The organism is Microvirga sp. KLBC 81 (assembly GCF_003075415.1).
Classification (GTDB): domain Bacteria; phylum Pseudomonadota; class Alphaproteobacteria; order Rhizobiales; family Beijerinckiaceae; genus Microvirga.
The window spans coordinates 39277-65770 of sequence record NZ_QDAH01000015.1 but is presented as its reverse complement, the minus strand read 5'-3'; the positions used below and the strand labels follow the sequence as shown (position 1 = coordinate 65770).

The window sequence follows — 26494 nt, the reverse complement described above, 5'->3', positions numbered from 1 at the left end:
ACATGAAGAAGTTAGCGTTCGTTTTTGCCGCCACTGTGCTTAGTACGGCGGCCTTCGCTCAGGACACCACGACGACCATCAAGAAAGAGGAAGGCATCCTCGGCAGCAAGACGACGATCGAGCAGAAGCGCGAACCGAGCACGACATCGTCGACGACTGTGACCACCGGCTCGAGCGTTGGCTGTACGACCGAGACGAAGCAGAAGACGGACGAGTTCGGCGACACCACCACTCAGAAGAAAACCGAGTGCTGAGTGCGTCGATCACTCACCAGTAAGAGGCCCGGCTTGCGCCGGGTCTTCTCGTGAGAGACCTTAGCGGCGCTTGCCGCTGCGTCCGCCGCGGAAGAACGGAACCGTCAGAAGACGCCGTCCTGTCTCATCCACGATCTCGAGTTCGATATTGCCTGCATCCGCAAGCTCGTCCCGCAGCTCTTCGACAGTGGCGATCGCTTCGGCCTTGGCCGCCTCAAGATCGGGAAGCTCGATGCCTTCATCGTCCTCGTCGACGTCGTAACCGTCTCGAATATTGAAGAAAAAGCGAGGCATGGCTTTACGCTCGGCAAAAGAGAGATGGCGAGAAAACGCCTTTCATTTCGGCAAGTTCACTGTAGCGGCAGCCGCCCTCGTTTGGACATCGGAATCTTGGTGAAGACGCCCAGTTATGCAGCACAACTTGCTGTGCTTCTCGGCATGGAGCTTTTGAGACACTTTGTGCGTTGACGGAAACGCCAAGGGATCATGCGGGCAAACCGCAGAGGACGTGCCATGATCCATCGCTCCCTTGCCATGCTGCCTCTCCTCAGCCTGCCCCTGCTTGTCGAACCCTCCGCGGCTTCTGCCCAGATCTCATGCGGTCCGCGCGATCAGCTCGTGAAACTGCTTGCTGAGCAATACAAGGAAGATCCTGTCGGAATCGGCCTCACCCAGCCTGGCCAGGTTCTCGAAGTCTTCGCCTCTCAAGCCGGATCGTGGTCGATGGTGATGACGATGCCGGATGGCAAAGCCTGTCTGATCGCAGCCGGCGATAATTGGGAAATGGTGGCCAAGATCAAAGGCAATCCGATCTGAAGGCGATTGCCCTCAGACATTCTTTGCAGCCGATTGTCTGAAAGAAGAAAGTGGCGCGCCCTAGGGGAGTCGAACCCCTCTTTCCTGCGTGAAAGGCAGATGTCCTAACCGATAGACGAAGGGCGCACTGTGTTTCGGGGGCATTGCCGCCGAGGTGGGCGGACGTATAGACGGGTTCGTGACGCACCGCAAGCGTCAGTTTTGAATTATTCAGCCCTTGCCGCATCCATGATGCGAAGCTCGGCTTTTTCCTGGCCACCCCAACGGTCGATGGAGAGGGTTCCCGCCACGTGCAGCGAGCTTCCAATGGCCTCTGAGAGCGCATTCCCCAGCGGCTGGCCCGCCGCGCGGAATGCGATTCCCCCGATGAAGCTGCCATCGCCGCTGCGAAGCTTCACGCGTATATGCCCGCCGCTACCGACCTCACGGACCTCGACGACACGATGTTGTGGAAAGACGAAGACAGGCTCCGGCTGCCCTGAACCGAATGGCCCTGCCCGCTCCAGTGCGGTCACGAGTGTCGGCTGCGCGCCTGCCGCCGTCAGCGTTGCGTCGATGGCAAACTGATCGTTCAGGCGCGTGATGCTGACTGGCTCGTTCAGCTTGTCCGTAACGAAGGCGAGGAAACGATCCATGTCGGTCGCATTGATCGTCACTCCCGCCGCCATGGTGTGGCCGCCGCCCTTGATGGCGATTCCAGCCTCCACGGCCGCCCGGACGGCAGCCCCAAGATCGACACCGGGCACGGAGCGGCCCGAGCCGGTCGCCGTGCCGTCTGGATTCAGCGTGAAGGCGAAGGCCGGACGGCGGAAGCGCTCCTTGGTGCGGGCGGAAATCAGCCCGACAACGCCTGGGTGCCATTCGGCCGAAGCCGTCACGAGCACCGGCTGGTCGGGGGACTTCTCCAGAACCAGCATGGCCTGGGCCTCGGCCTCCTGAACCGCGACCACCTCAATGGCTTGGCGCTCGCGGTTCAGCCGGTCGAGCTCGCCCGCGATCTGACCAGCCTGAACCGGATCCTCCGTCAACAGGAGCCGAGCCCCGAGCGCGGCATCGCCGATTCGTCCGCCCGCATTGATGCGCGGACCCACGAGATACCCGAGGTGCCAGGCTTCCGGAGCCCCGGCGAGACCCGCCGTGTCGAGCAAAGCCGCCAAGCCCACGCGGCGGCGGGCGCGCATGATGGCAAGGCCCTGGCGCACGAAAGCACGGTTAAGCCCGATCAACGGCACCACGTCCGCCACCGTGGCGAGAGCCACCAGATCGAGGCTGCCCATCAGGTCTGGCTCACGCCGGCCCTGGAAGAAACCGCGCTGGCGCAGAACCCGGTTGAGGGCGACGAGGAAGAGAAATACCACGCCCGCGGCGCAGAGATGACCAAGCCCCGAGAGATCGTCCTGCCGGTTCGGGTTCACGATGGCGAGCGCCTCGGGCAGCTGCTCCGGCGCCTGGTGGTGATCGAGAACAATCGGGTCCAGGCCAAGGCGCTTCGCCTCCGCGAGCGGTTCGATGCTGGCCGTGCCGCAATCGACGGTTACGAGGATATCCGCCCCCTGCTCCTTCAGCGCGCGGATGGCATCGACATTCGGGCCGTACCCCTCGGTGATCCTGTCCGGGATGTGAATGGCGAAACTGATCCCGCAGGCGCGCAGATACTCGGCCAGCAGCGCCGAGCTGCAGGCACCATCCACATCGTAATCGCCGAAGATCGCAACCTTCTCCGAGCGCATCACGGAATCCGCGAGCCTTGAGGCTGCGGCTTCCATGTCGGTGAGCACATGGGGATCCGGCAGCAGGTCCCTCAGGCGCGGATTGAGGAAACCTTCGGTGTCATGGATGCCGACACCGCGCCCGGCGAGCACGCGCGCCAGAATGTCCGGTACGCCGTGAGCTTGGGCGATGGCGAGCGCAATTGCGCTCTGGGAAGCGCTGCAACGCTCGACCCAGAGACGACCAAGGGCTGATTGGGTCACCCCCAAAAAGGGTTTCGGCAGAGAAATCGGCGATGATTCGGTCACGGAATGAGTATTAACCGCGAATTGTGGTCAAAACACCCTGCGATACTGAATGAACCCGCTGCGGGACGCTACCTTGTCGTAAAGCGCCTGAGCGGCCGTGTTCGTCTCATGGGTCAGCCAATAGACGCGGCTCGCCCCATCGGCTTTCGCGCGATCATAAACCGCCTCGATCAAGGCCCGTCCGACACCACGACCCCGCGCCTGCTCTGCCGTGAAGAGGTCCTGAAGATAGCAGTAGTCGCCCGTCGACCAGGTGGAGCGGTGATAGAGGTAGTGCACAATGCCGACGACCTTGCCATCGAGGATGGCGACAAGGCCGTGCATGGGCTCGGCCGGATCGATGAGACGCCGCCATGTGGTTTGCGTGACCTCGGCGGGCAGCGTGGATTTGTAGAAGGTCAAGTAGCCCTGCCAGAGCGGCTCCCACGCCTGCCGGTCTTCAGGATTGAAGGGGCGGATTAGAATCATCCGATTGTCTCGAGTGCTCTCATGCCACGTATCTCAAGCCCTCCCCCATCGTGGCCGCACTTGTTGCGGCCATCCAGGTCTTAAGATCCGCGTCCTTTGAAACGTGGATGGCCGGGGCAAGCCCGGCCATGGCGAAGAAGCAAGGTAATGCGTAGCTGCGAACGCTTAGTCGAGGTGGAACTTCGACAGTTCGCGGTGCTCGCCGTGGATGCGGCGGACCGTGCCGGTGGCGGAGCGATAGACCACGGTCTCCGTGGTGATCACTTCCTTGCCGAAGTGGACGCCCTTGAGGAGCGCGCCGTCGGTCACGCCGGTGGCGGCCACGATCACGTCGCCGCGGGCGAGGTCCGTCATGTCGTACTTCTTGTTCGGATCGGTCACGCCCATCTGGAAGGCGCGGGACCGCTTCTCCTCGGTATCGAGGATGAGGCGGCCCTGCATCTGGCCGCCGATGCAGCGCAGCGCGCCGGCTGCGAGCACGCCCTCGGGCGCAGCGCCGATGCCGAGATACATGTCGATGCCCGTGTCGGCAGGCTTCGTCGTGAAGATCACGCCCGCCACGTCGCCGTCCGTGATCAGGCGAACGCCGGCGCCGGTCTTGCGGATGGCCGCGATCAGCTCCGCGTGGCGCGGACGGTCGAGCACGAGGCAGTTGATCTCGTTCGGCTTCACGCCCTTTGCCTTGGCCAAAGCGTGAATGTTGTCCTCCGGCGACGCATCGAGATCGACGACGCCCGTGGGATAACCAGGACCGACGGCGATCTTATGCATGTAGACGTCGGGAGCCGCCAGCAGAGTTCCGGCCTCGGCCATGGCCATGACGGCGATGGAGCCGGGCATGTCCTTGGCGCAGAGGGTCGTGCCTTCGAGGGGATCGACGGCGATATCGACCTTGGGGCCCTGCTTGTTGCCGACCTTCTCACCGATGAAAAGCATCGGCGCCTCGTCGCGCTCGCCCTCGCCGATCACCACGGTGCCGTCAATGGGCAACTTGTTCAGCTCACGGCGCATGGCGTCCACGGCGGCTTGGTCTGCCGCCTTCTCGTTGCCGCGCCCACGCAGGCGGGCGGAAGCCACCGCCGCGCGCTCAGTAACGCGAACGAGCTCCATGGTCAGGATGCGCTCGATGATTTGCCCCGGTTGGACGGTAATGGCTTGCGACATGGATGTGTCGACTCCCTCTTGAAGGTGATCTGTGGGCTCTTCGCCTGCTCGACGATTAATCTCGCTCGATGCGAATGACTTGGGGCGGCTCGGCGATAAGACCATCCCTCGAAATCTTCTCCAGCGCAGACCGGATGGAGGCTTCCGTCGCCGCGTAGGTGATGAGAACGAGGGAAACCGGCGCACCGGAGCGGCCATGAGGATCCTGCGTGGCGGCGATCTCGGAACGCTTCTGCAGGATGCTTTCGAGCGAAATGTCGGCCTCGGCCATACGCGTGGCGACACCGGCGGCAACACCTGGCCGGTCATGAACCGTAAGGCGGACGTAGTAGCCACCCTCATGCCGCTGCATGGGCGCGCGAGGTGCCTTCTCGAGCTGACCAACAGGCTTGCCGAAGAGAGGCTGCGCCACACCTGCGGCCACATCGGCGAGGTCGGCCACCACGGCGGAAGCGGTGGCATCGCCCCCTGCTCCGGGTCCGATCAGCGTCAGCTCGCGAACCGCATCCGCATCGATGGTTACGGCGTTCGTGACGCCCATGACCTGCGCGATGGACGATGTCCTCGGCACCATGGTCGGATGCACGCGCTGCTCGATTCCGGTCTCCGTGCGCTCGGCGACGCCGAGCAGCTTGATCCGGAAGCCCAGTTCCTTCGCCATGGCGAGGTCGAGCGGCGTGATGGAGGAAATGCCTTCCACATAGATCGCGTCGGCGTCGATCTCGGTGCCGAAGGCAAGGCTCGTGAGGATTGCGAGCTTATGGGCCGTGTCGAAGCCTTCCACGTCGAAGGTCGGGTCGGCCTCCGCATAGCCGAGGCGCTGCGCGTCCTTGAGGCATTCCTGGAAGGTCAGCCCCTCCATCTCCATGCGGGAGAGAATGTAATTGCAGGTACCGTTGAGAATGCCGAAGAGCCTGGAAATCCGGTTGCCCGGCAATGCCTCACGCAGGGTCTTGATGATCGGGATACCGCCGGCAACCGACGCCTCGAAGGCAATCGACACGTCCTTGCCCTCGGCAATCTTTGCCAGTGCCAAACCATGCTTAGCGAGCAGAGCCTTGTTGGCCGTCACGACATGCTTGCCGCCGGACAGGGCCGTCTGCACCACGTCAAGAGCTGCCCCATCGGCACCGCCCACCAACTCGACCACGCAATCCACATTCGCCGAGCGGGCAAGGTCCACGGGATTGTCGAACCACGTGAATCGGGAGAGATCGACGCCGCGATCCTTGAGTCTATCGCGAGCCGACACGGCCACGACTTCGACGGGCCGGCCGCCCCTCTGGGTGACGGTCTCGTTCCGGCGTTCGAGGATCCGAATGACCGAAGCGCCAACCGTGCCGAGGCCGGCAATGCCCACCTTGAGAGGACGTATCACGGACAAAAGCTCCCTGTAAAACCGCGTTGCTCTTTACGCCTGCCAAGCTCCCATGTCCATGCGGTCAGGGAAACCCGACTGTCATACGGGGCGACTGTCCTTCAGGGTCAGCCCCGGCGCGCCATCGGAACCACGTTGTGGAGGGTCTGGTCGGCGTTGTCGAAGAACTTGCGGATATTGCGGGCGGCCTGGCGGATGCGCTGCTCGTTTTCCACAAGGGCGATACGGACATAATCGTCGCCGTGTTCGCCGAAGCCGATACCCGGAGCAACCGCCACATCGGCCTTTTCGACCAGGAGCTTGGAGAATTCCAGGCTGCCCATGGCCCGGAACCTCTCCGGAATCTGGACCCAGGCGAACATGGAGGCGCTGGGGGCCGGAATGGGCCAGCCCGCCTTCTCGAAAGCGTCGACCAGCACGTCACGGCGCTTCTTATAGATCGCGCGCATCTCGCGGATGCAATCGTCGGGACCATTGAGGGCCGCCGTCGCTGCAACCTGCACCGGCGTGAAGGCACCATAGTCGAGATAGGACTTCACGCGGGTCAGAGCGGCGAGCAGGCGCTCGTTGCCGACAGCAAAGCCGATGCGCCAGCCGGCCATGGAGAAAGTTTTCGACATGGAGGTGAATTCCACCGCCACGTCGATCGCGCCCGGGATCTGGAGGATCGAGGGCGGCGGGTTCTTCTCGTCGAAATAAACCTCGGCGTAGGCAAGATCCGACAGCAGGATCAGTTCGTGCTTCTTCGCGAAGGCCACGAGGTCCCGGTAGAAATCGAGGGAAGCCACATAGGCCGTGGGGTTCGACGGATAGCAGACCACCATCGCCACGGGCTTCGGGATCGAGTGCATCACGGCCTTCTCGGCGGCCACGAAGAAGTCCGGAGTGGGTTCTGCCGGAACCGAGCGGATCACGCCACCCGCCATCAAGAAGCCGAAGGCATGGATCGGGTAGCTCGGGTTCGGCACGAGGATCACATCACCCGGTTCGGTGATGGCCTGGGCCATATTGGCGAAGCCTTCCTTGGAGCCCAGGGTCGCGACCACTTGCGTGTCAGGATTGAGCTTCACGCCGAAGCGGCGCTCGTAATAGCCGGCCTGGGCACGGCGCAGGCCCGAGATGCCCTTGGAGGCCGAGTAGCGGTCCGTGCGCGGCTTGCCCACGGTCTCGACCAGCTTGTCGATCACGTGCTGAGGGGCAGCCAAGTCCGGATTACCCATGCCGAGATCGATGATGTCCGCTCCATTGGCGCGGGCGGCGGCCTTGATGCGGTTGACCTGCTCGAAGACATAAGGCGGAAGGCGCTTGATGCGGTAGAAGTTAGACATGGTTCTGTCCTCGAGCGGAATCGGATGACCTGATATAAAATTTATGGGTTGGGATTGGAATTCGTCTTCTGGCGCGGACTCTGCGGCTTCTTGACCGGCAGCGTGACAGGCTCAGGCGGAGGCGTTCCGCCCAGACGAGCCGCAGCGGCTCCGGCAGCCTCGTTGCGGGCGCGCAGGGCATCGAGCTCCGATTCGGCTGCCTTGATCTCCGTGGCACTCCGGGCCGGAGTCGGGCGCCCCTCTTCAGCAGTCCCAATCGGCATGTAGTCGAGGTTCTGCGGGCGCGAGCGGGCCACGAAATCCGGAGTCGGCGCAACTCGGGGCCCAGCCCCCACGGCGGTCGCGATATCACGGACAGGATTGGAACCGCCTGTGCAGGCAGCAACGTTAGCAGCAACCAGCACCGTCAGCAGGAGGGCCGGAGCGCGGGAAACCGTAGGAAACTGAGTACGCATTGTCGCTAACCTAAGAGATAACTGCACAGATCGGGGATCAAACGCTAAGATGCTCGAAATGCGCACCCTGAGCAATGGCGCGAGATAGAGGGAGATCGCCTTATGGACAAGCCATACGGTGAAGAGAAAGCTCGGTCCTTATCCCCGGACTTCGAGGAGCTCTCCCGCAACATGGCCCGCTTCCTTGAGGGAGCGACCAAGGCAACGGCCGCTTACCTCAAGCCGATGGAGGAGCGCGGCTCCCCACCGGAGATCGCAAGCGATGCCTCGGAAGCGATCAAGACGCTGGGCCGTGTTGCGGAAGCATGGATGAGCGATCCGCAGAGGTCCCTGGAAGCCCAGACACGCCTCGGGTCCCAGTTTCTCGATCTTTGGGCCTCGACACTCAAGAAGGCGCAGGGCGAGCCTGCAGACCCTGTTGCGGAGCCCGAGCCCAAAGACAGCCGCTTCAAGGATCCGGAATGGTCCGAAAATCCCGTCTTCGATTTCCTGAAGCAGGCCTATCTGATCTCCTCACGCTGGGCGGAGGACATGGTTGAGGAGGCCGAGGGTCTGGACGAGCGGACGCGCCACAAGGCGCAATTCTATCTCAAGCAGATTTCGAGTGCCCTCTCGCCGTCGAACTTCCTCCTCACCAATCCCGAACTCATCCGCGAGACGTTTAAGGAAAACGGAGCGAACCTTGCTCGCGGCATGGCGATGCTGGCGGAGGACATTCAGGCGGGTCGCGGCGAGCTCAAGATCCGCCAGACCGATCTCACCAATTTCAAGATCGGCGTGAACATCGCAACCACCCCAGGCAAGGTCGTCTTCCGTAACGACCTGATCGAGCTGATCCAATATGCGCCGACCACCGACCAGGTATTGAAGCGCCCGCTGCTGATCGTGCCGCCGTGGATCAATAAGTACTACATTCTCGATCTCAACCCGGAGAAGTCGTTCATCAAGTGGGCGGTGGACCAGGGCCTCACCGTGTTCTGCATATCGTGGGTTAACCCGGCAGAGCAGCATGCGGAGAAGGGCTTCGAGCACTACATGCGCGAGGGCGTCTTCGCGGCGCTCGATGCGATCGAGCAGGCTACCGGCGAAAAGAAAGTGACGGCCATCGGTTATTGCGTCGGCGGCACCTTGCTCGCCGTCACCATGGCTTACATGGCGGCCAAGCGCGACAAGCGCATCGATAGCGCGACCTTCTTTACCGCACAGGTCGATTTCACTCACGCGGGCGATCTGAAGGTGTTTGCGGACGAGGAGCAGATCCGCGCCATCGAGACCGACATGAAAAAGCGCGGCTATCTCGAGGGATCACGCATGGCCAATGCCTTCAACATGCTGCGCCCCACCGACCTGATCTGGTCGAACGTCGTGAACGTTTACATGAAGGGCCGGCCGCCCACCGCCTTCGATCTGCTCTACTGGAACTCGGATTCCACGCGCATGCCGGCAGCGAACCACGCCTTCTATCTGCGCAACTGCTACCTGGAGAACAGGCTCGCCAAGGGAGAGATGGAGCTGGCAGGCGTGAAGCTCGATCTGAAGAAGATCAAGGCGCCGATCTTCAACCTCGCCACGAAGGAAGATCACATCGCCCCTGCCCGCTCCGTGTTCCTGGGCTCAAAAGCCTTCGGCGGTCCGGTCGATTTTGTTCTCGCCGGATCGGGCCATATCGCGGGCGTGGTGAACTCACCCAACAAGCCGAAATATCAGTTCTGGACCGGCGGCCCGGTCGAGGGCGAACTGGAGGACTGGATGGCCAAGACCACGGAGCATCCGGGTACCTGGTGGCCTTATTGGTTCTCGTGGATCGAGAAGCAGGCCCCTAAGAAAGTGCCCGCACGGGAGCCGGGCGGCAGCAAGCTCGAGCCCCTCTGCGATGCGCCTGGGACTTACGTTTTGGCGAAGGCCTAACGCGAACCGCATCAACGCAGTTCCTCATACACATCAAAGGAAAAGGCCGGCGATGACGCCGGCCTTTGTGTTGGAACCCTACGGCTCTCAGTACTTGCGAACGATCGGGGCTGCCGGGATAGCCACCTTCGCGTCGTCCCAGCGGTAGCGCAGGCCCACCGAGATGATATCTACGTCCGAGTCCACATCAGCCACGAAGGGCAGACCAGGTCGAAAGTCCTGATGGCCCTCGACGATGCGGATATCAGTCTCCTTCGTGAAGATGTGGGTATAGGCGACGTCGAACGACAACTTGTCGTTCCACTGGTAGCCGAGACCAATCGAGGCCCAGACGCGGTCGTTATCCGGCAGACGGGTGGAGCGGATCTCCGTGTCGATCGGGGATTCTTCGTAAGCCACACCGGCGCGCACGATCCACTGGTTGTTCAGCTTGTAGTCCATACCCAGCGAATAGAAGAAGCCGTCGTCATAGTTGAGCGGAAGCTCCTGGACGACAGCCCCGGTGCTTGCATTGGTGACGAGCGGAGTCTTGAGAACGCTCCAGTTCGTCCACTCGAAGCCGAGGTGGACCGTCATAGCAGGTGTAATCACCTGCGAGAGACCGACGGTGACCTGATCGGGGGTCTTGAGAGTCGCGTCAATCGGCGTCCGAACCGCGACAGGAGCAACAACGCCAGCGGGAAGCGTAAAGGATCCTTCGAGGTTATGCTCGATGGTCGAACGGTAGCCGACACCGATCGTCGTTCCCGCGAATGGAGTGATGGTCAGACCAGCCGTGAAGCCGAAGCCGATATCATCACCATCGAGAATGCCGCTCGGCTGGCCAGGACGAACGGCGGTGGCAGGCACAGTGATCGGGGTCGGCACTGCACTCTTCAGGCGGATGTCGAAATACTGGAGCGTCGGGCCTGCGGCCACCGACAGCCAATCGGTCACCTTCACGCCGATGACCGGGTTGACGTTCGCAGAGAAGATTCGCGACGAGCGGGAATAGACCTGACCGGCCCAGTTCTCGCGGGGATCGGTCACGAGACCGTAGGGAGCGGTACTGGAAAGACCGACCCAAAGCCTGTCGTTGATCTGGTAGGAGGCGAAGCCGGTCGGCACAATGGCATCCTGCCCGATATCACCGGAAGCGCCCAAGACGGCAGTCGGTGTCCGCAGAGGATCCGGATTGATATCGCTGCGCGGAACGATCAGCGAAAGATGCCACTCGCTGTGCCAGCCGGGAGCCATCGTGATGACGGCAGGGTTCCAGAACATCGAGGAGAGATAGCCCGAGCCGGATGCGGCACCGGCGAACGAATAGCCCTGCGCAGTAGCGCTCTGCTCGCGGACCGCGAAACCGCCAGCCTGAGCGCTTTGAGCGGCAATGAGAGCGGCGAAGGAGATTGCGGCGAGGGACAAAGAACGATTGAAACGGCTCATGGAGGATTCCTGCCCTTTTCTGTTTTGTTGCGGGGAATCCCGCATTGGCCGCAATGTGCCAATGCTTTATTTCTGCCGCAATCTCCTTATGATCTGCCCAACATGTCTTAAACAAACCTAAATACTGACCATACTTGCTGACTTATACTCGAACATGCGAAAGATTAGCCGCCAAATATACAATTCAATACAATTAGTTCATATGTAAACCAGTGTATTTGAAATGCACGACTGCAATTGTGCTGCATTGCATCTGGTGGGGGACATTTCGCGCTTTGTCAGGCCTCGTGGCAAAACGGCAACATATTTGCGTCTAGAAAATGCATTGTAGGCAGGCAGCGAATGCACCAAATAGCAACGTGCCGTTACAAGAGGAGCGCTTGATGAAGCTGGTGAGATTTGGGGAATACGGACGCGAGAAGCCGGGAATCGTCGATGCCCAAGGGCAGATCCGCGATCTGTCTGGCGTGGTCCCGGACATTACAGGCGCAACTCTGTCGTCGGAGAGCCTGTCCCGCATCCGCAATGTCGATGCCGGCACGCTCCCCCTCGCCTCGTCGGGACAGCGCCTCGGCGCCTGCGTCGGTCAGGTCCGCAATTTCATCGCCATCGGCCTGAACTATGCGGATCACGCCGCCGAAACGGGTGCGCCCATTCCGGCGGAGCCCATCGTCTTCAATAAGGCGCCCTCGTGCATCGTCGGCCCCAACGACGATGTCATCATTCCTCGGGGATCCCAGAAGACCGATTGGGAGGTTGAACTCGCCATCGTGATCGGCGAGCACGCTTCCTATGTCGGCGCTAACGAAGCCTTGGGCTACGTGGCCGGCTACTGCGTCTGCAACGACGTCTCCGAGCGCGAATTCCAGCTGGAGCGCGGTGGCACGTGGACCAAGGGCAAGGGCTGCCCGACCTTCGGTCCCCTCGGTCCCTGGCTCGTGACGAAGGACGAGATTCCCGATCCGCAGAATCTCTCCATGTGGCTCGACGTGAACGGCGAGCGCGTGCAGAACGGCTCCACCACGACAATGATCTTCAACGTGGCGAAGATCGTATCCTACGTCTCCCACTTCATGATCCTGGAGCCGGGCGATGTGATCACCACCGGCACGCCGCCCGGCGTCGGCATGGGCATGAAGCCGCCGCGCTATCTGAAGGCTGGCGACGTGGTGACCCTCGGCATCGAAGGCCTCGGCGAGCAGCGCCAGCGCTTCGTCGCCTTCGAGGAGGCTCAGCCGGATACGAGCAGGGGCCGATAGACTTCTTCGACAAAACCACCTCGTCATGGCCGGGCTTGTCCCGGCCATGACGAGGCATTTCGTATTAGGCCAGCCCGAGCATGAGCTGGATGTTCTGCACCGCAGCGCCCGAGGCGCCTTTACCGAGATTGTCGAGGCGTGCCACCAGCACCGCGTGGCTGTAGCTGTCGTGCCTGAAGACGAAGAGTTCAAGGCGGTCCGTGTCGTTGAGCGCCTCAGGCTCGATACGCTCAATCTTCCTGCCCTCGGAGATCGTCGGTACGACGCTCACGAGACCACCGCCCTGGTAGCGCTCGATCAATGCCTTCTCCAGCTCGATCGCCTTCGGCTTGCCAGACAGCATGTCGAGATGGAGCGGAACGCTCACCAGCATGCCCTGCCGGAAATTGCCGACGGACGGAATAAAGATCGGGCGGCGTGTCAGTCCGGTATACTTCTGAAGTTCGGGCACGTGCTTGTGCTCGAAGCCGAGGCCGTAGAGTTCGAAGGCAGGTGCCGTGCCGGCCTCGTAGGCCTCGATCATCGTGCGCCCTCCGCCGCTATAGCCGCTGACGGCATTCACGCTGATCGGGTAGTCAGGCGGGATCAGGCCGGCATCGACCAGGGGGCGCAGGAGCGCGATGGCACCGGTGGGGTAGCAGCCGGGATTGGCGACGCGCTCGGCGGTCGCAACCGCCCGCTTCTGCTCCGAGGTCAGTTCCGCAAAGCCATAGGCCCAACCAGGACTCACGCGATGTGCGGTGCTGGCATCGAGGATCTTCGGCTTCCTGCCGCTCAAGCCATCGACGAGAGAAACCGTCTCCCGTGCGGCATCGTCGTGGAGGCATAGCACCACGAGGTCGACCTCGGCGAGAATCTCACGCTTAGCTTCGGGATCCTTGCGGCGTTCGGGATCGATGCTGCGGATAGAGACTCCCGGTACGCTTTTCAGGCGCTCGCGAATGCCGAGGCCCGTTGTGCCCGCCTCACCGTCGATGAAGACGGTCTTCGTGCCCTGAGAGAGATCCGCAGAATTCTGGGTCATGGTTGTCATGGTCGATCTGATCCACCTGTGGCCGCCGATGAAGCTAAAGCCAATAACGCCAATAGGGTTCTGGAGAAACAAAAAAGCCGCGCAACGGCGCGGCTTGCGGTCAGGCCTTCAAGACAGCCGTCATCGCTCGCGCGCCGGGGCGGCAATCATTCGGCGTCGGATGATGAAGAGGCTCTGGTTCATGGGAGGTTTATGCGGGCGCAGACGGCCTTTTGTCAACAAGCCCATCCTGAGAGCCGAAACGCCCTTCACCCCTGAAGAAGGATGCTCTAGGCATGGAAGGGACTTTATGACACTCAAGGGCATGCACAGCGAACTCGATCATCTCCCGGAGCAGCAGCAGCGCGACCTACGCCGGGCGCTCGACGTGCTCTTTGCCGAGTTCGAGGAGGCATTGAAAGGCAAGCTCTCGTCCGAGCGCAAGAACGGGCGCATCCTCAAGGTGATCCTTTACGGCTCCCAGGCGCGCGGCAAGGCGGTGCGCGATCCGGTGACCGGCTATGTCTCCGATTACGACCTGCTCGTGGTGGTCAACGGCGAAGAATTCGCCGATCCCGATTATTGGGAAGGCGCAGAGGACCGCCTCCTTCGCCAGAACTTGATCAACCCCATGTACCACCCGATCCAGTTCATCGTGCACAGCTTGGGCGACGTGAACGATCAGCTCTCGCGCGGCCGCTACTTCTTCATGGACATCGTGCGTGAGGGCATCGTGCTCTACGAGGCCGAGGGCCATCCCTTCGCTGAGCCAAAGCCGCTCTCACCCGAAGCGGCGCATGAGGAGGCGAAAGGGTATTTCGATTATTGGTTTACCAGTGCCGGTGAATTTTTCGATGACTTCAGTAGCAATCTAGGCAAGGGACGCTTCAATAAAGCAGCCTTCGAACTCCACCAGGCCACCGAGCGTCTCTATCACTGCACGCTGCTGGTGCTGACGCTCTACACGCCAAAACTGCACAACATCGAGAAGCTTCGAGACATGAGCGAAAAGCTCGACGCGCGCCTGATCGAGGCTTGGCCACGCAATACGCGGAGGGCGCGGCGCTTCTTTCAGAAGCTCAAGCGCGCCTACGTCGATGCGCGCTATTCCAAGCACTACACCATCACGACAGAGGAGTTAGTCTGGCTTGGCGAGCGCGTCGCGGTGCTACGGGACATCGTGCGCGCCATCTGCGAGGAAAAGCTGGCGAAGGCGCAATAAGTCTCCATCATTCCGGGGCCGCTCGGCGGAATGACACCCTCTCACGTCATTACCAGCCTCGTGCCGGTGATCTCGTTTAGAAAGGTACGTCGCTTTTCCGGATCGAGATGGTCGGTACAAGCCCGGCCATGACGCGGGAGGGCTGTTGGGCCTTGAGATAGGCGCATTGTAACAAAAAGGGCGGCCCGAGAGCCGCCCTTTTCGAAATGTACAGTCTTGAGGCGATTAGCGCTTCGAGAACTGGAAGCTGCGGCGAGCTTTCTTCTTGCCGTACTTCTTACGCTCGACGACGCGCGGATCGCGGGTCAGGAAGCCTTCCTTCTTGAGCGGGCCGCGAAGCTCCGGCTCGTAGTAGGTCAGCGCCTTCGCGAGGCCGTGACGGACCGCACCGGCCTGACCGGAGAGGCCGCCGCCGTTGACGTTCACGACAATGTCGTACTGGCCTTCGCGCTGAGCGATCTGCAGCGGCTGCGACAGGATCAGGCGGAGAACCGGACGAGCGAAGTAAACCTCGACAGCGCGGTCGTTGATGGTGATCTTGCCGGAACCGGGCTTGATCCACACGCGGGCGACAGCGTCCTTACGCTTGCCGGTGGCGTAAGCGCGACCAAGGGAGTCGAGCTTCTGGACATGCTTCGGAGCTTCCGGAGCGGCGGCCTGGGCGTTCTGACCCAGATCGGCGAGAGACTGAAGGGTCGCCATGGATTAGGCCCTCACGTTCTTGGCATTGAGAGCAGCCACGTCGAGCACCTCCGGCTGCTGAGCGGTATGCGGATGCTCAGCGCCGCCGTAGACGCGCAGGTTGCCCATGATCTGGCGGAAAAGCGGGCCGCGGGGGAGCATGCGCTCCACAGCCTTCTCGACCACGCGCTCAGGGAAGCGGCCGTCCAGGATGAACTTGGCGGTGCGCTCCTTGATGCCGCCCGGATAACCGGTGTGGTGATAGTACACCTTCTGCTCGCGCTTGCGGCCGGTGAACACCACCTTGTCGGCGTTGATGACGATAACATTGTCGCCGCAGTCGACGTGGGGCGTGTAGCTTGCCTTGTGCTTGCCACGCAGGCGCATCGCCACGATCGTCGCGAGACGGCCCACAACGAGGCCCTTCGCGTCGATCACAACCCACTTCTTCTCGACCTCGGCGGGCTTCAGCGAAGTCGTAGTCTTCATTGCGCTGTTTCCCGTTGGAGCCCGTCGGGGCTCAGGTTCTGAAAAACGACAAACCGCCGCGAAATGCGGCGGCGAGTGAGTGGTGTTTAGTGATTTTGCGCCCGCAAGTCAACGGCGTTTATGCACAACGACGGCAGCAAAAAACATAAAAGAAACAATGCTTTATGTACATGCGGTATCTAATTACCTAACTTGTGGTATTATAGGACCACACGTGATTTGCCATTTCGAACTGTACAGCTATCGTCCTCTCGCCTGCTCTGTTCTATGAGGAAACAACCATGGCTGACGATCTCATCTTCTACACCCATCCCAAGTCACGCGGACGGATCGTCCGCTGGATGCTCGAGGAGGCTGGCCGCCCTTACAAGACAGAGATTCTGCAGTTCGGAACCTCCATGAAGAGTCCGGACTACCTCGCCTTCAATCCAATGGGGAAAGTGCCGACGATCATTCACAAGGGCACAGTTGTTACGGAAGCGGCCGCCATCTGCGCCTATCTGGCCGATGCCTTTCCTGAGGCGGGGCTTGCGCCTCTGCCTGGCGATTCCCGCCGTGGACCATATTACCGCTGGATGTTCTTTGCCGCCGGACCTGTCGAGGCTTGTCTGAGCAACAAAGCTCTTGGGTTTCAGGTGCCGGATGAACGACGTGGCATGGTCGGCTATGGCTGCATCGAAGACGTCACGAACGCCCTGGAATATGCCGTCACCCAATTCGAATACATTGCCGGCGACCGCTTCAGCGCAGCGGATGTCTATGTCGGCTCGCAGATCGGCTGGGGCATGATGTTCGGTACGCTCGAGAAGCGTCCCGCCTTCGAGGCCTATTGGGGGCGGATCAATTCACGGCCAGCCGCCATCCGCGCGCGGGAGATTGACGATGCTCTGGTGGCCGCCCAGCAGCAGGCCTCCCAATAAGGGCAGACGTGCCACTCCTATCGGCGATTCGGGATCGAATAGGTTCCGGTCGCGTGGCAGACCACATCGGGGCTGCCTTCGGAGAAGATCGAAACCTCTCCCACGGCAAGGCGCTTGCCGAGCTTGAGCAACCTGCAATCGGCGATCAGGGCACGGGGCTCGGGCTTTCTGAGGAAATTGAAGTTGAGGCTCGTGGTAACGGCGAGCGCTACGGGGCCGATATGGGCGAGGATCGCTGCATAGAGCGCGAGATCCGCCAAGGTCATCATGGAGGGGCCTGAGATGGTGCCGCCGGGGCGCAAGTGGCGGTCGTGATAATCCATGCGCATCCGTGCACGGAGCGGCCCGATCTCATCGACGAAGAAGGTCTGCCCGCCTTCATGGATCTGGGGGAACTCCCGATCCAGGAAGCCGGTCAGTTCGTCCTTGCTCATGATCGGGTGATGAGATGCCATTTTTCACGATGCTCGTTGAACTGCCCTGCCCTTTCCCATACGTTCCCGCCATGGATCACAGCAATTACCCAAACGATTACATCCGCGGCATTCTCAACACCGTGAAGACCATCGCGCTCGTGGGCGCCTCGGCGAGCCCCGCCCGCCCGAGCTGGATCGTCACCAAGTACCTGCTGGAGCGGGGCTATGACGTCATCCCCGTCAATCCGGGGATCGCCGGCACCGAGCTGCTCGGCAAGAAGGTCTATGGCTCACTCGCCGAAGTGCCCGGCCCTATCGACATGGTTGAGATCTTCCGCAATTCGGAGGCCGCAGGCCCGATAACGGACGAGGCCCTTGCTCTCGATCCCCTGCCGAAGGTGCTCTGGATGCAGCTCTCCGTCCGCAACGACGAGGCTGCCGCCAGGGCGGAGGCCAAGGGCCTGAAGGTCGTGATGGACCGCTGCCCCAAGATCGAGTTCGGCCGTCTCTCGGGCGAGATCTCCTGGCAGGGCGTGAACTCACGGATGATCAGCTCAAAGAAGCCTGTTCTCTCCGGCAAGGGCTTCCAGAAGCTCGGGCTCAATCGCCCATAGTTTAAAAGGGAACCTTCAGTGCTCCTTGACCGGAAGAACGTTTCGTTCTTTAAAGAGAACAGAACATCATCCCCAAAGGAAAAGGGCTCCCACCAATGTCTGACCGTCTGCCAGGCTTCAACACGCTCGCCATTCATGCGGGGGCCGCCCCCGACGCCGCGACCGGCGCCCGTGCCACGCCGATCTATCAGACCACGTCCTTCGTGTTCGACGACGTTGATCACGCGGCGTCTCTCTTCGGCCTGCAGGCTTTCGGCAACATCTATTCGCGCATCGGCAATCCTACCTGCTCCGTTCTGGAGGAGCGCGTCGCGGCGCTTGAGGGCGGCACGGCAGCTCTCGCCGTCGCATCTGGCCACGCGGCGGAGTTCCTGACCTTCCACACGCTGCTTCAACCGGGCGATGAGTTCATCGCCGCCAAGAAGCTCTATGGCGGCTCGATCAACCAGTTCAATCATGCCTACAAGAACTTCGGATGGAACGTGGTCTGGGCCGATTCCGATGATCCCTCGACCTTCGAGGCAGCCGTCACGCCGAAGACCAAGGCGATCTTCGTCGAATCGATCGCCAATCCGGGTGGCGTAATCGTCGACTTGCAGGCCATCGCGGCTATCGCCAAGAAGCATCGCATTCCGTTCATCGTGGACAACACGATGGCCTCGCCGTACCTGATCCGTCCCTTCGAGCATGGCGCCGACATCATCGTGCACTCGGCCACCAAGTTCCTTGGCGGTCACGGCAACTCGGTTGGCGGCCTGATCGTGGATGGCGGCTCGTTCAACTTCGCCGGCGATGACCGCTATCCCATGCTCTCCAAGCCCCGCCCCGAATACGGCGGCATGGTGCTGGGCGAGACCTTCGGCAATTTCGGCTTCGCCATTGCCGCCCGCGTGCTCGGCCTGCGCGATCTCGGTCCTGCCCTCTCGCCCTTCAACGCCTTCCTGATTCTCAACGGCATCGAGACCCTGCCACTGCGCATGCAGCGCCATTCAGACAATGCTCTCGCCGTTGCCGAGCATCTGGCGAACCATAGCAAGGTGTCCTGGGTCAGCTATCCGGGCCTGCGCTCGGACCGTTATCATAACCTCGCCAAGCAGTACTGCCCGAAGGGAGCAGGCGCGGTGTTCACCTTCGGCCTGAAGGGCGGCTACGAGGCAGGCGTGAAGCTCGTGTCGAACCTCAAGCTGTTCTCGCATCTTGCCAATATCGGCGATACGCGCTCGCTGGTAATCCACCCAGCCTCGACCACGCACCGCCAGCTCACCGACGAGCAAAAGACTCAGGCCGGTGCCGGCCCGGAGGTAGTGCGCCTCTCTATCGGCCTTGAGGACACGGAAGACCTGATCGAGGATCTCAATCAGGCTCTGGACGCGGCTTAAACCTTCGCGCTTCTTCGTCATGCCCGGGCTTGTCCCCCGGACATCCACGCCTTAGTCATCCAGGACGTGGATGGCCGCAACAAGTGCGGCTATGACGAAGTGGGAGAAGTCAGCAACAAAAAGGCGGCTGAAAGCCGCCTTTTTGTTTTGACCAACCCAGGCTGCAATTACGCCGCGCGCGAGGAGCCGCCGGTCTTCTTGTAGGTGTTGTGAATGGCGTTGAGCGAACGCTCCAGCGCTATCCATAGGCGCCCGATTTCCTCGGCGCCCTGCGAGTTCGGCTCGTACTCCTTTGCCCCCTCACCGGTTGCCAGCGCAAGGGTCAGTTCGGGGCGATGGGTGATCTGGCCCGCCCAGACGGGGACCTGCAGCGCATTGAGAGCGCCGCGGGCATCAGCCACCACGGGAGACTCCGCATCCCCGTGCTTGGCCGGAGCGGCATTGATCACGGCAGCGTAGGGCTTGCGCAGCTCACGCGCGATAGCGACCGTATCCTGCAGGGCCGCGATGTCGAACAGGCTGGCCCGGGTGGGGACGATCACAAGCGTGGCGTGCCTGATGGACTCGGCAACGATGTGGGACTTGTTGGGCGGCGTGTCGACCAGAACCCACTCATAACCTTCGCGCTTGGCCTCTTTCAGAGTTTCGCCAAGGTTGCGCACATTGTGCTTGAGGCCGAGATGTTCCTGATGGCGGATCTTGTGCCATAGCGACAGCGACCCCTGCGGATCGTTGTCGATCAGCAGCGTCCTGCGGGTAGGATTGGCAATATAGCTCGCGAGATGTGCAGCGAGCGTGCTCTTACCCGAGCCGCCTTTCCGCGAAGCAAAGACCAGCACATTCATGCCTGAGACTCCTCATAAGCCTATCAAAGCCCGCCGCCCCTGGTTAACGCGAGCTTAATATTGTTCATCTGTAGCAGAACAAGACCTGATTTCCTAATTCCACCTTTGATCACTCTGTGTATATCCCCAAGCAGAGCGCCGGTTTTCAAGCGCAAGATCATGCCGCAACGGAAGCACCTGAAAGCCGAGCTTTGAGCAACCCTCCCTGTCTGCCGCGACATGGAGATCAACGTTCGAAAAAAGGGCCGGAATTGCACAGGCGAGGTCCCAGGATTCAATAGAAGAATGATGATTTGGATCCGCAAGCAGGAAAGAAAAGAGGATTAATTCCTTGAGATGTCGGCCTTTTGAAACTCTCTATCAATGTCGGAACCACACCTAAGCCTGGTCGTTAAGCTCCCGACTTCACCAGTGAATGGAGCTGACACATGTCTAAGAAGATTCTTTTTGCAGGCGCTCTTCTCGTGGCTCTGGCCCCGGTTGGCGCATTCGCCCAGGACCCGGCAGCTGGTGGCGCGGCCGCTGGCGCAGCGACGGGTGCCGTTGGCGGCGCAATCGTCGGCGGCCCGATCGGTGCGGCCGTTGGCGGCGTGACGGGCGCGATCGTTGGCGGCCTTGCCGGTGATGCACAGCCCCGCTTCCGTCAGTATGTCGTGACTCAGGGCGTTCCCTCCTACCGCTATACGGAAGAGGTTCGTGTGGGCGCTACCCTGCCTGCTTCAGGCGTGCAGTACTATGAGGTTCCCGCTGAGTACGGCGTGACCCAGTACCGCTACACGGTGGTCAACGACACCCCGGTTCTGGTCGATCCCGGCACCCGCCGCATCGTCCAGGTCATCCGCTAATTTCTAGTGGCATGATGAAGTTTGGGCGGCCGTCAGGGCCGCCCTTCTCTTTTAAGCGGCACTCACTCGTGCATGAACCACGGCCATCGCGAGAACAGCCATCGCAAAGACCTGATGCGCCAATCCGGCCCAGAGCGGCACCGCGAGCAGCAGCGTCACGATGCCGAGGCCCATCTGGGCAAACGCGAGAAATGCCATTCCAGTCGCACGGCGCGCCGCACCCGAGCCCTGCGCTCTGCGGCGCATGTCCCAGGCATGCCAAAGGGCAAAGGCGACGAGCACGTACGCCACCACGCGGTGGTTGAACTGAACGAGCAGCACGTTGTCGACGAAGTTCTCGATCCAGGGCTTCACCACGAACAGAGCCGACGAGGATGGGACGAATGCCCCGTCCATGAGCGGCCAGGTGTTGTAGGTCAACCCGGCTTTCGAGCCGGCGACGAGACCGCCCAGAGCAATCTGCAACAGGATCAGACCGACGAGAATGCGGGGCGCATAGCCTGCGCTTTTCTCAGGCCGAGAAGCGCTGCGGTCTTTCAGTCCGGCCGCCACCCAGACCAGGCACGCGAGAATGATGCTGGCGACCGTCAGGTGCAGCGCGAGCTTGATGGGCGCGACAGCCGTCATGCCGGGCTCCAACCCTGAGGCCACCATGATCCAGCCGATGGTGCCTTGCAGTCCGCCGAGCGCGCCGATGCCGAGCAGCGTCAGGGCTAGCCTTCCCTTGATGATGCCGCGCACCCAGAACCACACCAACGGTAGGAAGAAGACCAAACCGATGAGACGGCCGAGCTGACGGTGCCCCCATTCCCAGGCATAGATGAACTTGAACTCGGAAAGGGTCATGCCCTTGTTCACGAGCTCATATTGCGAGATCTGCCGGTACTTCTCGAACTCTGCTTGCCAGGCCTGTTCCGTGAGCGGCGGAATCGCGCCGGTGACCGGCTTCCATTCCGTGATCGACAGGCCAGAGCCTGTCAGGCGGGTCGCTCCGCCAACGGCGACCATCAGCACGACCAAAGTTGCGAGCGTATAGATCCATGTGCGGACCAGGGTCTGAGACCGGATTTGAGGCGATTGGGCTTCAGGCAGGCGCGCCAACGGCGCGCCCTCGGTTGAGGCTGCGACAGCCATGCTCGTTCTCATCGACAATTTAAGACTTGAACCCGGGATAACGCTTGTCACATAGAGGCTGAGCCTCCTTGAGGCAATCAATGCCAGTGACGCACCGCGAAAAGGTGGGTTCTAGAAGGGTTTGAGCATGAGCATGCGTGTGCGCAAGCTGATCGGGACGGTGGTGATGCTGGTCTTCATCATCACCTATGCGCTGTTTGCCATGGCTGTGGCTGAGGGCCGAATTACTGAGGCTCCGAAGCTCGTCCAGACCCTTGCCTATATCGCGCTCGGCCTGATCTGGGTGTTTCCCATGATGCCGCTTGTCCGGTGGATGGCTAAGCCCGACAAGCAGCCTTGATAAGGCATGAGGTTGATCCCAAAAGTGGCGGCCACTTTTGGGCCCGATGCTCAAGCGCCGCCGATCCCCTCGATAATCTTGCCCGTTCCGCCGCACATGGGACAGGCCGCCGCACCGATGCGGCCGCTGCCCTTGCATTCGGGACAGATGTTCTCGCCCGCACCAGGAGTGCCGGGCTCGGCTTGGTCGCCAGGGTTGAGTTTCGGTGTGTCAGGGGCAGCTTGGTCTTTCGGTGTGTTGCTCATGACAGAACTCACGCTGTGGCTTTCCCCGTCAACGCGGCAATGGAATCGGAGTTTCTAAAACGCGCAAAAGAAAAGGCCCGCCGGAAGCGGGCCTTACATGATTCGTGGCGGAGGTGATTAGTTGCAGACCTGACGGCTGCGATATTCCCAACCCCAGCCCGGAACCCACTCCCGATAACGTTCGGTCGTGCAACGCTCGACATAAACCCGGCGCGGACGATGATGCTCGTACACAACCGTGCCAGGCTGCTCCACGTAAACGCGGGTCGGCGGTGGCGGCGGAGGCGGTGCCACATAAACCGGCGCCGGAGCGGCATAAGCCGGCTGCTGGGCAATCGTCGCACCGACGATGGTGCCGACCGCAAGGCCACCCAGGGCACCGACGGCAGCAGCCGCGCCGGGAGACATGCGATCACGGGCAGCAGCCGGTTGGGCAGCGGCCAGACCGGTCACCAGCGCCAGAGCAGCGGCCGTACCGGAGAAGAAACTGAAGACCTTCATGGATCGTCACCTACAAGCAGGAGGGAGATTTCCGTTCCCCCTTTCTTGGCGATGACTATATCGCCTCAAACCTCACTGGAAGCTGAACAGATTATGGCAAAGCTTCGACCGAACTTTGTTTCAGCGCGGATGGTAAGCAAACCCTTAACATGCCTTTTCGCTCATAGACCGACGCTAATCTCCTGTTGTCCGCAACGGGACTGACAGCAGCACGCGCACCAGATCAGCCTGCCGGTTCGTCTCGGTTTTCCTGAAAAGGTTCTTCAGGTGGAAGACAACCGTCGTCTGCGCGATCTCGAGTTCTTCGGCAATCTGGTCAAGTCGCTTGCCATCGATCAGCATCAGTGCAACTCGGGTTTCGGAAGGCGTCAGATTGTAAAGCCGTACGAGCGTGTCGCCTGAGACCTTGGTGCGCTGCTCGGTATCAATGACAAGCAGCACCACGGCATCGGGCCTCTCTTCCACCGAGAACCTTTGGCCAGGAACAAGCACGAGATACGGACGCCCACCGGAGTTGCGCGGGAAGGACACGATCTCGTCGAGAGCTTCCTCTTCGAACGCCTTCTCGATGGCCTGATGCAGCTTGGAGTTCTGCTTCGCCATAGCACCCTTGAGCACACCGCCCGAGACGGTAAGACCATCATTCTCACCAATGATTCGCTCGGCTTCCTTGTTCATCAGCCTCACGCCCCCTTTCTCATCGACGATCACAACGCCGACCAGAAAGCGGTCGAACGCGAAAGTCGCTTTGTACAGGGCGTCGACAGTGCGTCCGCGCGAGGATTTGAGAATTTCCTGCCAAGCCTCTTCCGCGCGGCTGACGGCACTCGACTGCACGCGCGCCACCTGATTGAGACGCGCCTCAATCGTGGCGAGCAAGATCTCGTAGTCGATGGGCTTGACGAGGTAGTCGTCCGCGCCGGCCTGCTTACCAACGAGAACGTCGTTTCTCTCCGCCAGGGCCGTCAGGAAGATGAAGGGGACATCGGCCTTGTCCGCTTGCTCGCGAATGGCCTTGAGCACGTCATAGCCCCCAAGACCCGGCATGGTGACGTCGCAGAGCACGAGGTCAGGCCGCTCGCTCTCAAGGAGACTAAGGGCTTCGCTGCCATTAGCGGCCTGAAGCACGCGGTAGTTGGCGGACTCCAGTTCCTCGGCAATGTCGGTCCTCAAGTCGTCTTCGTCTTCGACGCAAAGAATTGTTTTTTGAGCATTCATTGGCTTGGTCACTTATGCAGCCTGTTGCGCCTCTTCGGCATTCGATAGCGGCAAGTCGAACGTGAACAAAGATCCTCCGGCCTCGTAGCTTTCCACTTGGATCTCCCCCCCATGCAAGTGCATGATTCTCTGCGCGAAATTCAAACCGATACCAGTCCCTGCGATTCCGGATGCCGTCCTGGCACGATAGAACCGATCGAAGATCTTAGGCAACTCGTCGGCCGGAATACCGATACCCCAGTCCCGGACGGAGCAGAAAGCACGCGCACCTTCTGTCCAGACCTTGATCTCAACCACTGGACTCTCGCCTGAATACTTCACCGCATTTGAAACAATATTGATGACAACCTGCTCGATCAGCATGCTGTCGCAATAGACCTGCACAGGAACATCAGGCACCTGGAAGCGAATGTTCGCATGCGAATTGAGTTCGCTCTGACGCTCGCAGATATCCATGACAAGGTGGACGAGGTCACAGGCTTCAGGATTCAGCTCGATCCGGCCAGCATCAAGTTTCGCGGCATTCAGAACGCTCTCTACGAGGCGCGTCAGGCGATTGCCGGCGTTTCTGATCTTCTGAATACGTGCGGAAAGCTCTTCATGCGTCAAATTGGAGCCGCGCCTCAGAATGCGCTGCGCGCTGGAATCGAGGATAGCCAGCGGTGTCCGGAACTGGTGGGAGACCATGGAGACGAAGTTGCGGTAGGCATCCGTCGTCTCACGCTCACGATCGAGAGCAGACTGAAGGGCCTTTGCCACCTGCTTGTAGCCGGAGATGTCGGTAAGACGCACGAAGATCGTGGCGCCATCCGCCTTCGTGACGGACAGGCGGGCCCAAACGTCCTTCTTGATCAGAACGTCGATCTCGATTTCCTCGAAGGGAGGATGAGCCACCAGAAGTCGCTCATCCGCACCTTCGCACATGGCAAAGCAGCGGAGGAAGACGGGAAGGCTCATCTCCTCCCGGCCCCAAAGGGCTACGGGCGCAGCCGCCCAGATCTGCTCGTTGGCAAAGAGCAGTTTGCCGGTCCAGTCGAAGGCCGCAAACCCTTCTGCGGCGGATTCGATAGCCGCAATTAGACGGCGCTCGGCCTGCCGCAGAGCGGCGGTGCGCTGGAGGACCTTGATCTCCAGGTCGAAGTTGTGGCGCTCGGCCTGCTTGCGGGCGAGCCATTGCTCGGTCACGTCGCGCACGAAGGCGATGCCCAGCTTGCGCTGAGCCATGGAGACCGGAAAACAATTGATCTCGAGGCAACGTTCCTGGTCGGCGTCTTCCGGTGTCTTGTCTTCGAAGACGGAACTGGTTCCCTCAATTACCAGATTGAGAGAACGGATCACATCCGCTTTTGAGAAAAGCGGGTCGATGTCTTGCATGAGCCGGCTGATCGCCTGATCCGGCTTGACGTTGAGCAGACCCTCCATTCCGGGATTCCAGAGCAGGCACTCCAGCTTCTCGTCGAACATGACGATGCCCTGGTTGCTGACGTTGTTGATCACGAGATCCGACAACTCCTGCTCCTGGCGCAGAAGTTGCTTGGCCTGGCTTGCCTCCTGAACGCCTCGGAAGAAGCGTAGGAGCAGGAAAGTCGCGCTGAGCACGATGCCGACGAAGAACGCGAAGCTCTCGAAGACGACACGCATGTAGTTGGAGTGTTTCAGGGAGGCTTGCTCACGCCCGTACAGAAGGACTCGGTTGGCGGCATCCCTCAGCTTGAAGGCGAGATCACGCGCCTGAGCCTGCAGCAGCAACGCACCCTCGGCATCTATACCTTGCTGGAGCAACGGCTCGGCCAGCGTGAGCTGAAGATAAGATTGTTTCAGGTCACCCATGAGCCCCAGGGTACGGAACACCTCACTCTGAGGCCCTTCAAGAAGAACCGCGAGGCGGCTGATCAGGATGGTGGCACGAAAAGCCGGCTCTTCCTCAGGTGTGGCAAAGTTCTCCTGGGCTGCTTGACGCGCCAAGCTTTCGGCAAAAGCAGCTGCCTCGAACTGGGTTTGAGTGGTAACCCAGAGATTCGTCTGCATGGTGTCCGTCCGCAGATCGCGCTCAACGTCGACCAGCCGCATAACCGTGACGCCGAGATAGGCGACGAGGCTCGCGATTGCAAAGAGCGTGACGATGGCTGCTTTCTTGCTGGGCAGAGCGAATTTCAT

28 protein-coding genes and 1 tRNA gene are annotated in these 26494 nt (G+C 61.0%); 10 read left to right on the top strand and 19 right to left on the bottom strand.

The features are described 5' to 3' along the window. The first annotated feature begins 2 nt into the window (after window positions 1-2). Window positions 3-254, top strand: coding sequence for a hypothetical protein (locus DC522_RS12475; RefSeq protein ID WP_047189841.1), 252 nt, complete (start codon window positions 3-5; stop codon window positions 252-254). Window positions 255-314: 60 nt separating this feature from the next. Here DC522_RS12475 and DC522_RS12470 read toward each other — a convergent pair whose 3' ends face one another. Beyond that, window positions 315-548, bottom strand: a complete 234-nt coding sequence (locus tag DC522_RS12470) for a hypothetical protein (protein WP_116529030.1) — start codon at window positions 546-548, stop codon at window positions 315-317. Between the two features lie 219 nt (window positions 549-767). On the opposite strand from DC522_RS12470, the gene DC522_RS12465 reads away from it, so the two are divergent. Beyond that, window positions 768-1070: a hypothetical protein gene (locus tag DC522_RS12465; RefSeq protein WP_133239268.1), complete on the top strand. Its 303-nt coding sequence runs from the start codon at window positions 768-770 to the stop codon at window positions 1068-1070. A gap of 51 nt (window positions 1071-1121) precedes the next feature. Here the strand turns inward: DC522_RS12465 and DC522_RS12460 are convergent. From DC522_RS12460 to DC522_RS12430, 7 genes are all read right to left on the bottom strand, one after another. Further along, window positions 1122-1196: transfer RNA gene (locus DC522_RS12460), tRNA-Glu, on the bottom strand. Window positions 1197-1276: 80 nt separating this feature from the next. Continuing rightward, entirely contained in the window at window positions 1277-3088 is a 1812-nt protein-coding gene (gene recJ, locus DC522_RS12455; protein WP_116529028.1) for a single-stranded-DNA-specific exonuclease RecJ, read from the bottom strand. A gap of 27 nt (window positions 3089-3115) precedes the next feature. Further along, window positions 3116-3556, bottom strand: coding sequence for a GNAT family N-acetyltransferase (locus tag DC522_RS12450; protein ID WP_116529027.1), 441 nt, complete (start codon window positions 3554-3556; stop codon window positions 3116-3118). A 165-nt stretch (window positions 3557-3721) separates the two neighbouring features. Continuing rightward, window positions 3722-4720, bottom strand: a complete 999-nt coding sequence (gene glpX, locus DC522_RS12445; protein WP_116529026.1) for a class II fructose-bisphosphatase — start codon at window positions 4718-4720, stop codon at window positions 3722-3724. A 55-nt stretch (window positions 4721-4775) separates the two neighbouring features. Further along, entirely contained in the window at window positions 4776-6098 is a 1323-nt protein-coding gene (locus DC522_RS12440; protein ID WP_116529025.1) for a homoserine dehydrogenase, read from the bottom strand. Window positions 6099-6205: 107 nt separating this feature from the next. Then, entirely contained in the window at window positions 6206-7426 is a 1221-nt protein-coding gene (locus DC522_RS12435) for an LL-diaminopimelate aminotransferase (RefSeq protein ID WP_116529024.1), read from the bottom strand. A 41-nt stretch (window positions 7427-7467) separates the two neighbouring features. Further along, window positions 7468-7881 (bottom strand): hypothetical protein, encoded by a 414-nt coding sequence (locus DC522_RS12430; protein ID WP_205769624.1) that lies wholly within the window; start codon window positions 7879-7881, stop codon window positions 7468-7470. 102 nt (window positions 7882-7983) lie between these two features. Here DC522_RS12430 and DC522_RS12425 point away from each other — a divergent pair, with 102 nt between their 5' ends. Next, window positions 7984-9789, top strand: a complete 1806-nt coding sequence (locus tag DC522_RS12425; RefSeq protein WP_116529023.1) for an alpha/beta hydrolase — start codon at window positions 7984-7986, stop codon at window positions 9787-9789. A gap of 87 nt (window positions 9790-9876) precedes the next feature. Here the strand turns inward: DC522_RS12425 and DC522_RS12420 are convergent, their stop codons facing one another. Continuing rightward, window positions 9877-11217 carry an OmpP1/FadL family transporter gene (locus tag DC522_RS12420; protein WP_116529022.1) on the bottom strand — a complete coding sequence of 447 codons (1341 nt, stop codon included), beginning with the start codon at window positions 11215-11217 and terminating at the stop codon, window positions 9877-9879. 383 nt (window positions 11218-11600) lie between these two features. Between DC522_RS12420 and DC522_RS12415 the strand changes: the two genes are divergently transcribed. Further along, entirely contained in the window at window positions 11601-12476 is an 876-nt protein-coding gene (locus DC522_RS12415; RefSeq protein ID WP_116529021.1) for a fumarylacetoacetate hydrolase family protein, read from the top strand. A gap of 64 nt (window positions 12477-12540) precedes the next feature. On the opposite strand, the gene argC is transcribed toward DC522_RS12415, so the two are convergent. After that, a complete protein-coding gene (gene argC, locus DC522_RS12410; RefSeq protein ID WP_371679431.1) occupies window positions 12541-13509 on the bottom strand; it encodes an N-acetyl-gamma-glutamyl-phosphate reductase in 969 nt (322 codons plus the stop codon). Between the two features lie 289 nt (window positions 13510-13798). Here argC and DC522_RS12405 point away from each other — a divergent pair, with 289 nt between their 5' ends. Next, on the top strand, window positions 13799-14710 hold the full coding sequence (locus DC522_RS12405) for a HEPN domain-containing protein (RefSeq protein WP_245444108.1): 912 nt from the start codon (window positions 13799-13801) through the stop codon (window positions 14708-14710). Between the two features lie 225 nt (window positions 14711-14935). Here DC522_RS12405 and rpsI read toward each other — a convergent pair whose 3' ends face one another. Beyond that, window positions 14936-15412 (bottom strand): 30S ribosomal protein S9, encoded by a 477-nt coding sequence (gene rpsI, locus DC522_RS12400; protein WP_047189852.1) that lies wholly within the window; start codon window positions 15410-15412, stop codon window positions 14936-14938. 3 nt (window positions 15413-15415) lie between these two features. Then, on the bottom strand, window positions 15416-15880 hold the full coding sequence (gene rplM, locus DC522_RS12395) for a 50S ribosomal protein L13 (RefSeq protein ID WP_116529020.1): 465 nt from the start codon (window positions 15878-15880) through the stop codon (window positions 15416-15418). 281 nt (window positions 15881-16161) lie between these two features. On the opposite strand from rplM, the gene DC522_RS12390 reads away from it, so the two are divergent. After that, window positions 16162-16800, top strand: a complete 639-nt coding sequence (locus tag DC522_RS12390; RefSeq protein WP_116529019.1) for a glutathione S-transferase family protein — start codon at window positions 16162-16164, stop codon at window positions 16798-16800. Window positions 16801-16817: 17 nt separating this feature from the next. Here DC522_RS12390 and DC522_RS12385 read toward each other — a convergent pair whose 3' ends face one another. Further along, window positions 16818-17255 (bottom strand): PaaI family thioesterase, encoded by a 438-nt coding sequence (locus DC522_RS12385; protein WP_116529018.1) that lies wholly within the window; start codon window positions 17253-17255, stop codon window positions 16818-16820. Window positions 17256-17305: 50 nt separating this feature from the next. Between DC522_RS12385 and DC522_RS12380 the strand changes: the two genes are divergently transcribed. Both DC522_RS12380 and DC522_RS12375 read left to right on the top strand, forming a co-directional pair. Continuing rightward, the gene (locus DC522_RS12380) at window positions 17306-17830 is read left to right on the top strand and encodes a CoA-binding protein (protein WP_116529061.1); all 525 of its coding nucleotides are present in this window, start codon (window positions 17306-17308) and stop codon (window positions 17828-17830) included. 95 nt (window positions 17831-17925) lie between these two features. Further along, window positions 17926-19209: an O-acetylhomoserine aminocarboxypropyltransferase gene (locus tag DC522_RS12375; protein WP_116529017.1), complete on the top strand. Its 1284-nt coding sequence runs from the start codon at window positions 17926-17928 to the stop codon at window positions 19207-19209. Between the two features lie 167 nt (window positions 19210-19376). Here the strand turns inward: DC522_RS12375 and DC522_RS12370 are convergent, their stop codons facing one another. Continuing rightward, entirely contained in the window at window positions 19377-20054 is a 678-nt protein-coding gene (locus tag DC522_RS12370; protein ID WP_116529016.1) for an AAA family ATPase, read from the bottom strand. A gap of 428 nt (window positions 20055-20482) precedes the next feature. Here DC522_RS12370 and DC522_RS12365 point away from each other — a divergent pair, with 428 nt between their 5' ends. Next, window positions 20483-20899 carry a DUF1236 domain-containing protein gene (locus DC522_RS12365; RefSeq protein WP_116529015.1) on the top strand — a complete coding sequence of 139 codons (417 nt, stop codon included), beginning with the start codon at window positions 20483-20485 and terminating at the stop codon, window positions 20897-20899. Between the two features lie 51 nt (window positions 20900-20950). Here DC522_RS12365 and DC522_RS12360 read toward each other — a convergent pair whose 3' ends face one another. Further along, on the bottom strand, window positions 20951-22033 hold the full coding sequence (locus tag DC522_RS12360) for a COX15/CtaA family protein (RefSeq protein ID WP_116529014.1): 1083 nt from the start codon (window positions 22031-22033) through the stop codon (window positions 20951-20953). A 127-nt stretch (window positions 22034-22160) separates the two neighbouring features. On the opposite strand from DC522_RS12360, the gene DC522_RS12355 reads away from it, so the two are divergent. After that, window positions 22161-22373, top strand: coding sequence for a DUF2842 domain-containing protein (locus tag DC522_RS12355; protein ID WP_116529013.1), 213 nt, complete (start codon window positions 22161-22163; stop codon window positions 22371-22373). Window positions 22374-22423: 50 nt separating this feature from the next. On the opposite strand, the gene DC522_RS12350 is transcribed toward DC522_RS12355, so the two are convergent. From DC522_RS12350 to DC522_RS12335, 4 genes are all read right to left on the bottom strand, one after another. Next, on the bottom strand, window positions 22424-22618 hold the full coding sequence (locus DC522_RS12350) for a hypothetical protein (protein ID WP_116529012.1): 195 nt from the start codon (window positions 22616-22618) through the stop codon (window positions 22424-22426). Between the two features lie 117 nt (window positions 22619-22735). Continuing rightward, entirely contained in the window at window positions 22736-23119 is a 384-nt protein-coding gene (locus DC522_RS12345; RefSeq protein ID WP_116529011.1) for a hypothetical protein, read from the bottom strand. A 174-nt stretch (window positions 23120-23293) separates the two neighbouring features. Continuing rightward, window positions 23294-24337: a response regulator gene (locus DC522_RS12340; protein ID WP_116529010.1), complete on the bottom strand. Its 1044-nt coding sequence runs from the start codon at window positions 24335-24337 to the stop codon at window positions 23294-23296. A 12-nt stretch (window positions 24338-24349) separates the two neighbouring features. Next, window positions 24350-26494 carry a PAS domain-containing sensor histidine kinase gene (locus tag DC522_RS12335; RefSeq protein ID WP_116529009.1) on the bottom strand — a complete coding sequence of 715 codons (2145 nt, stop codon included), beginning with the start codon at window positions 26492-26494 and terminating at the stop codon, window positions 24350-24352.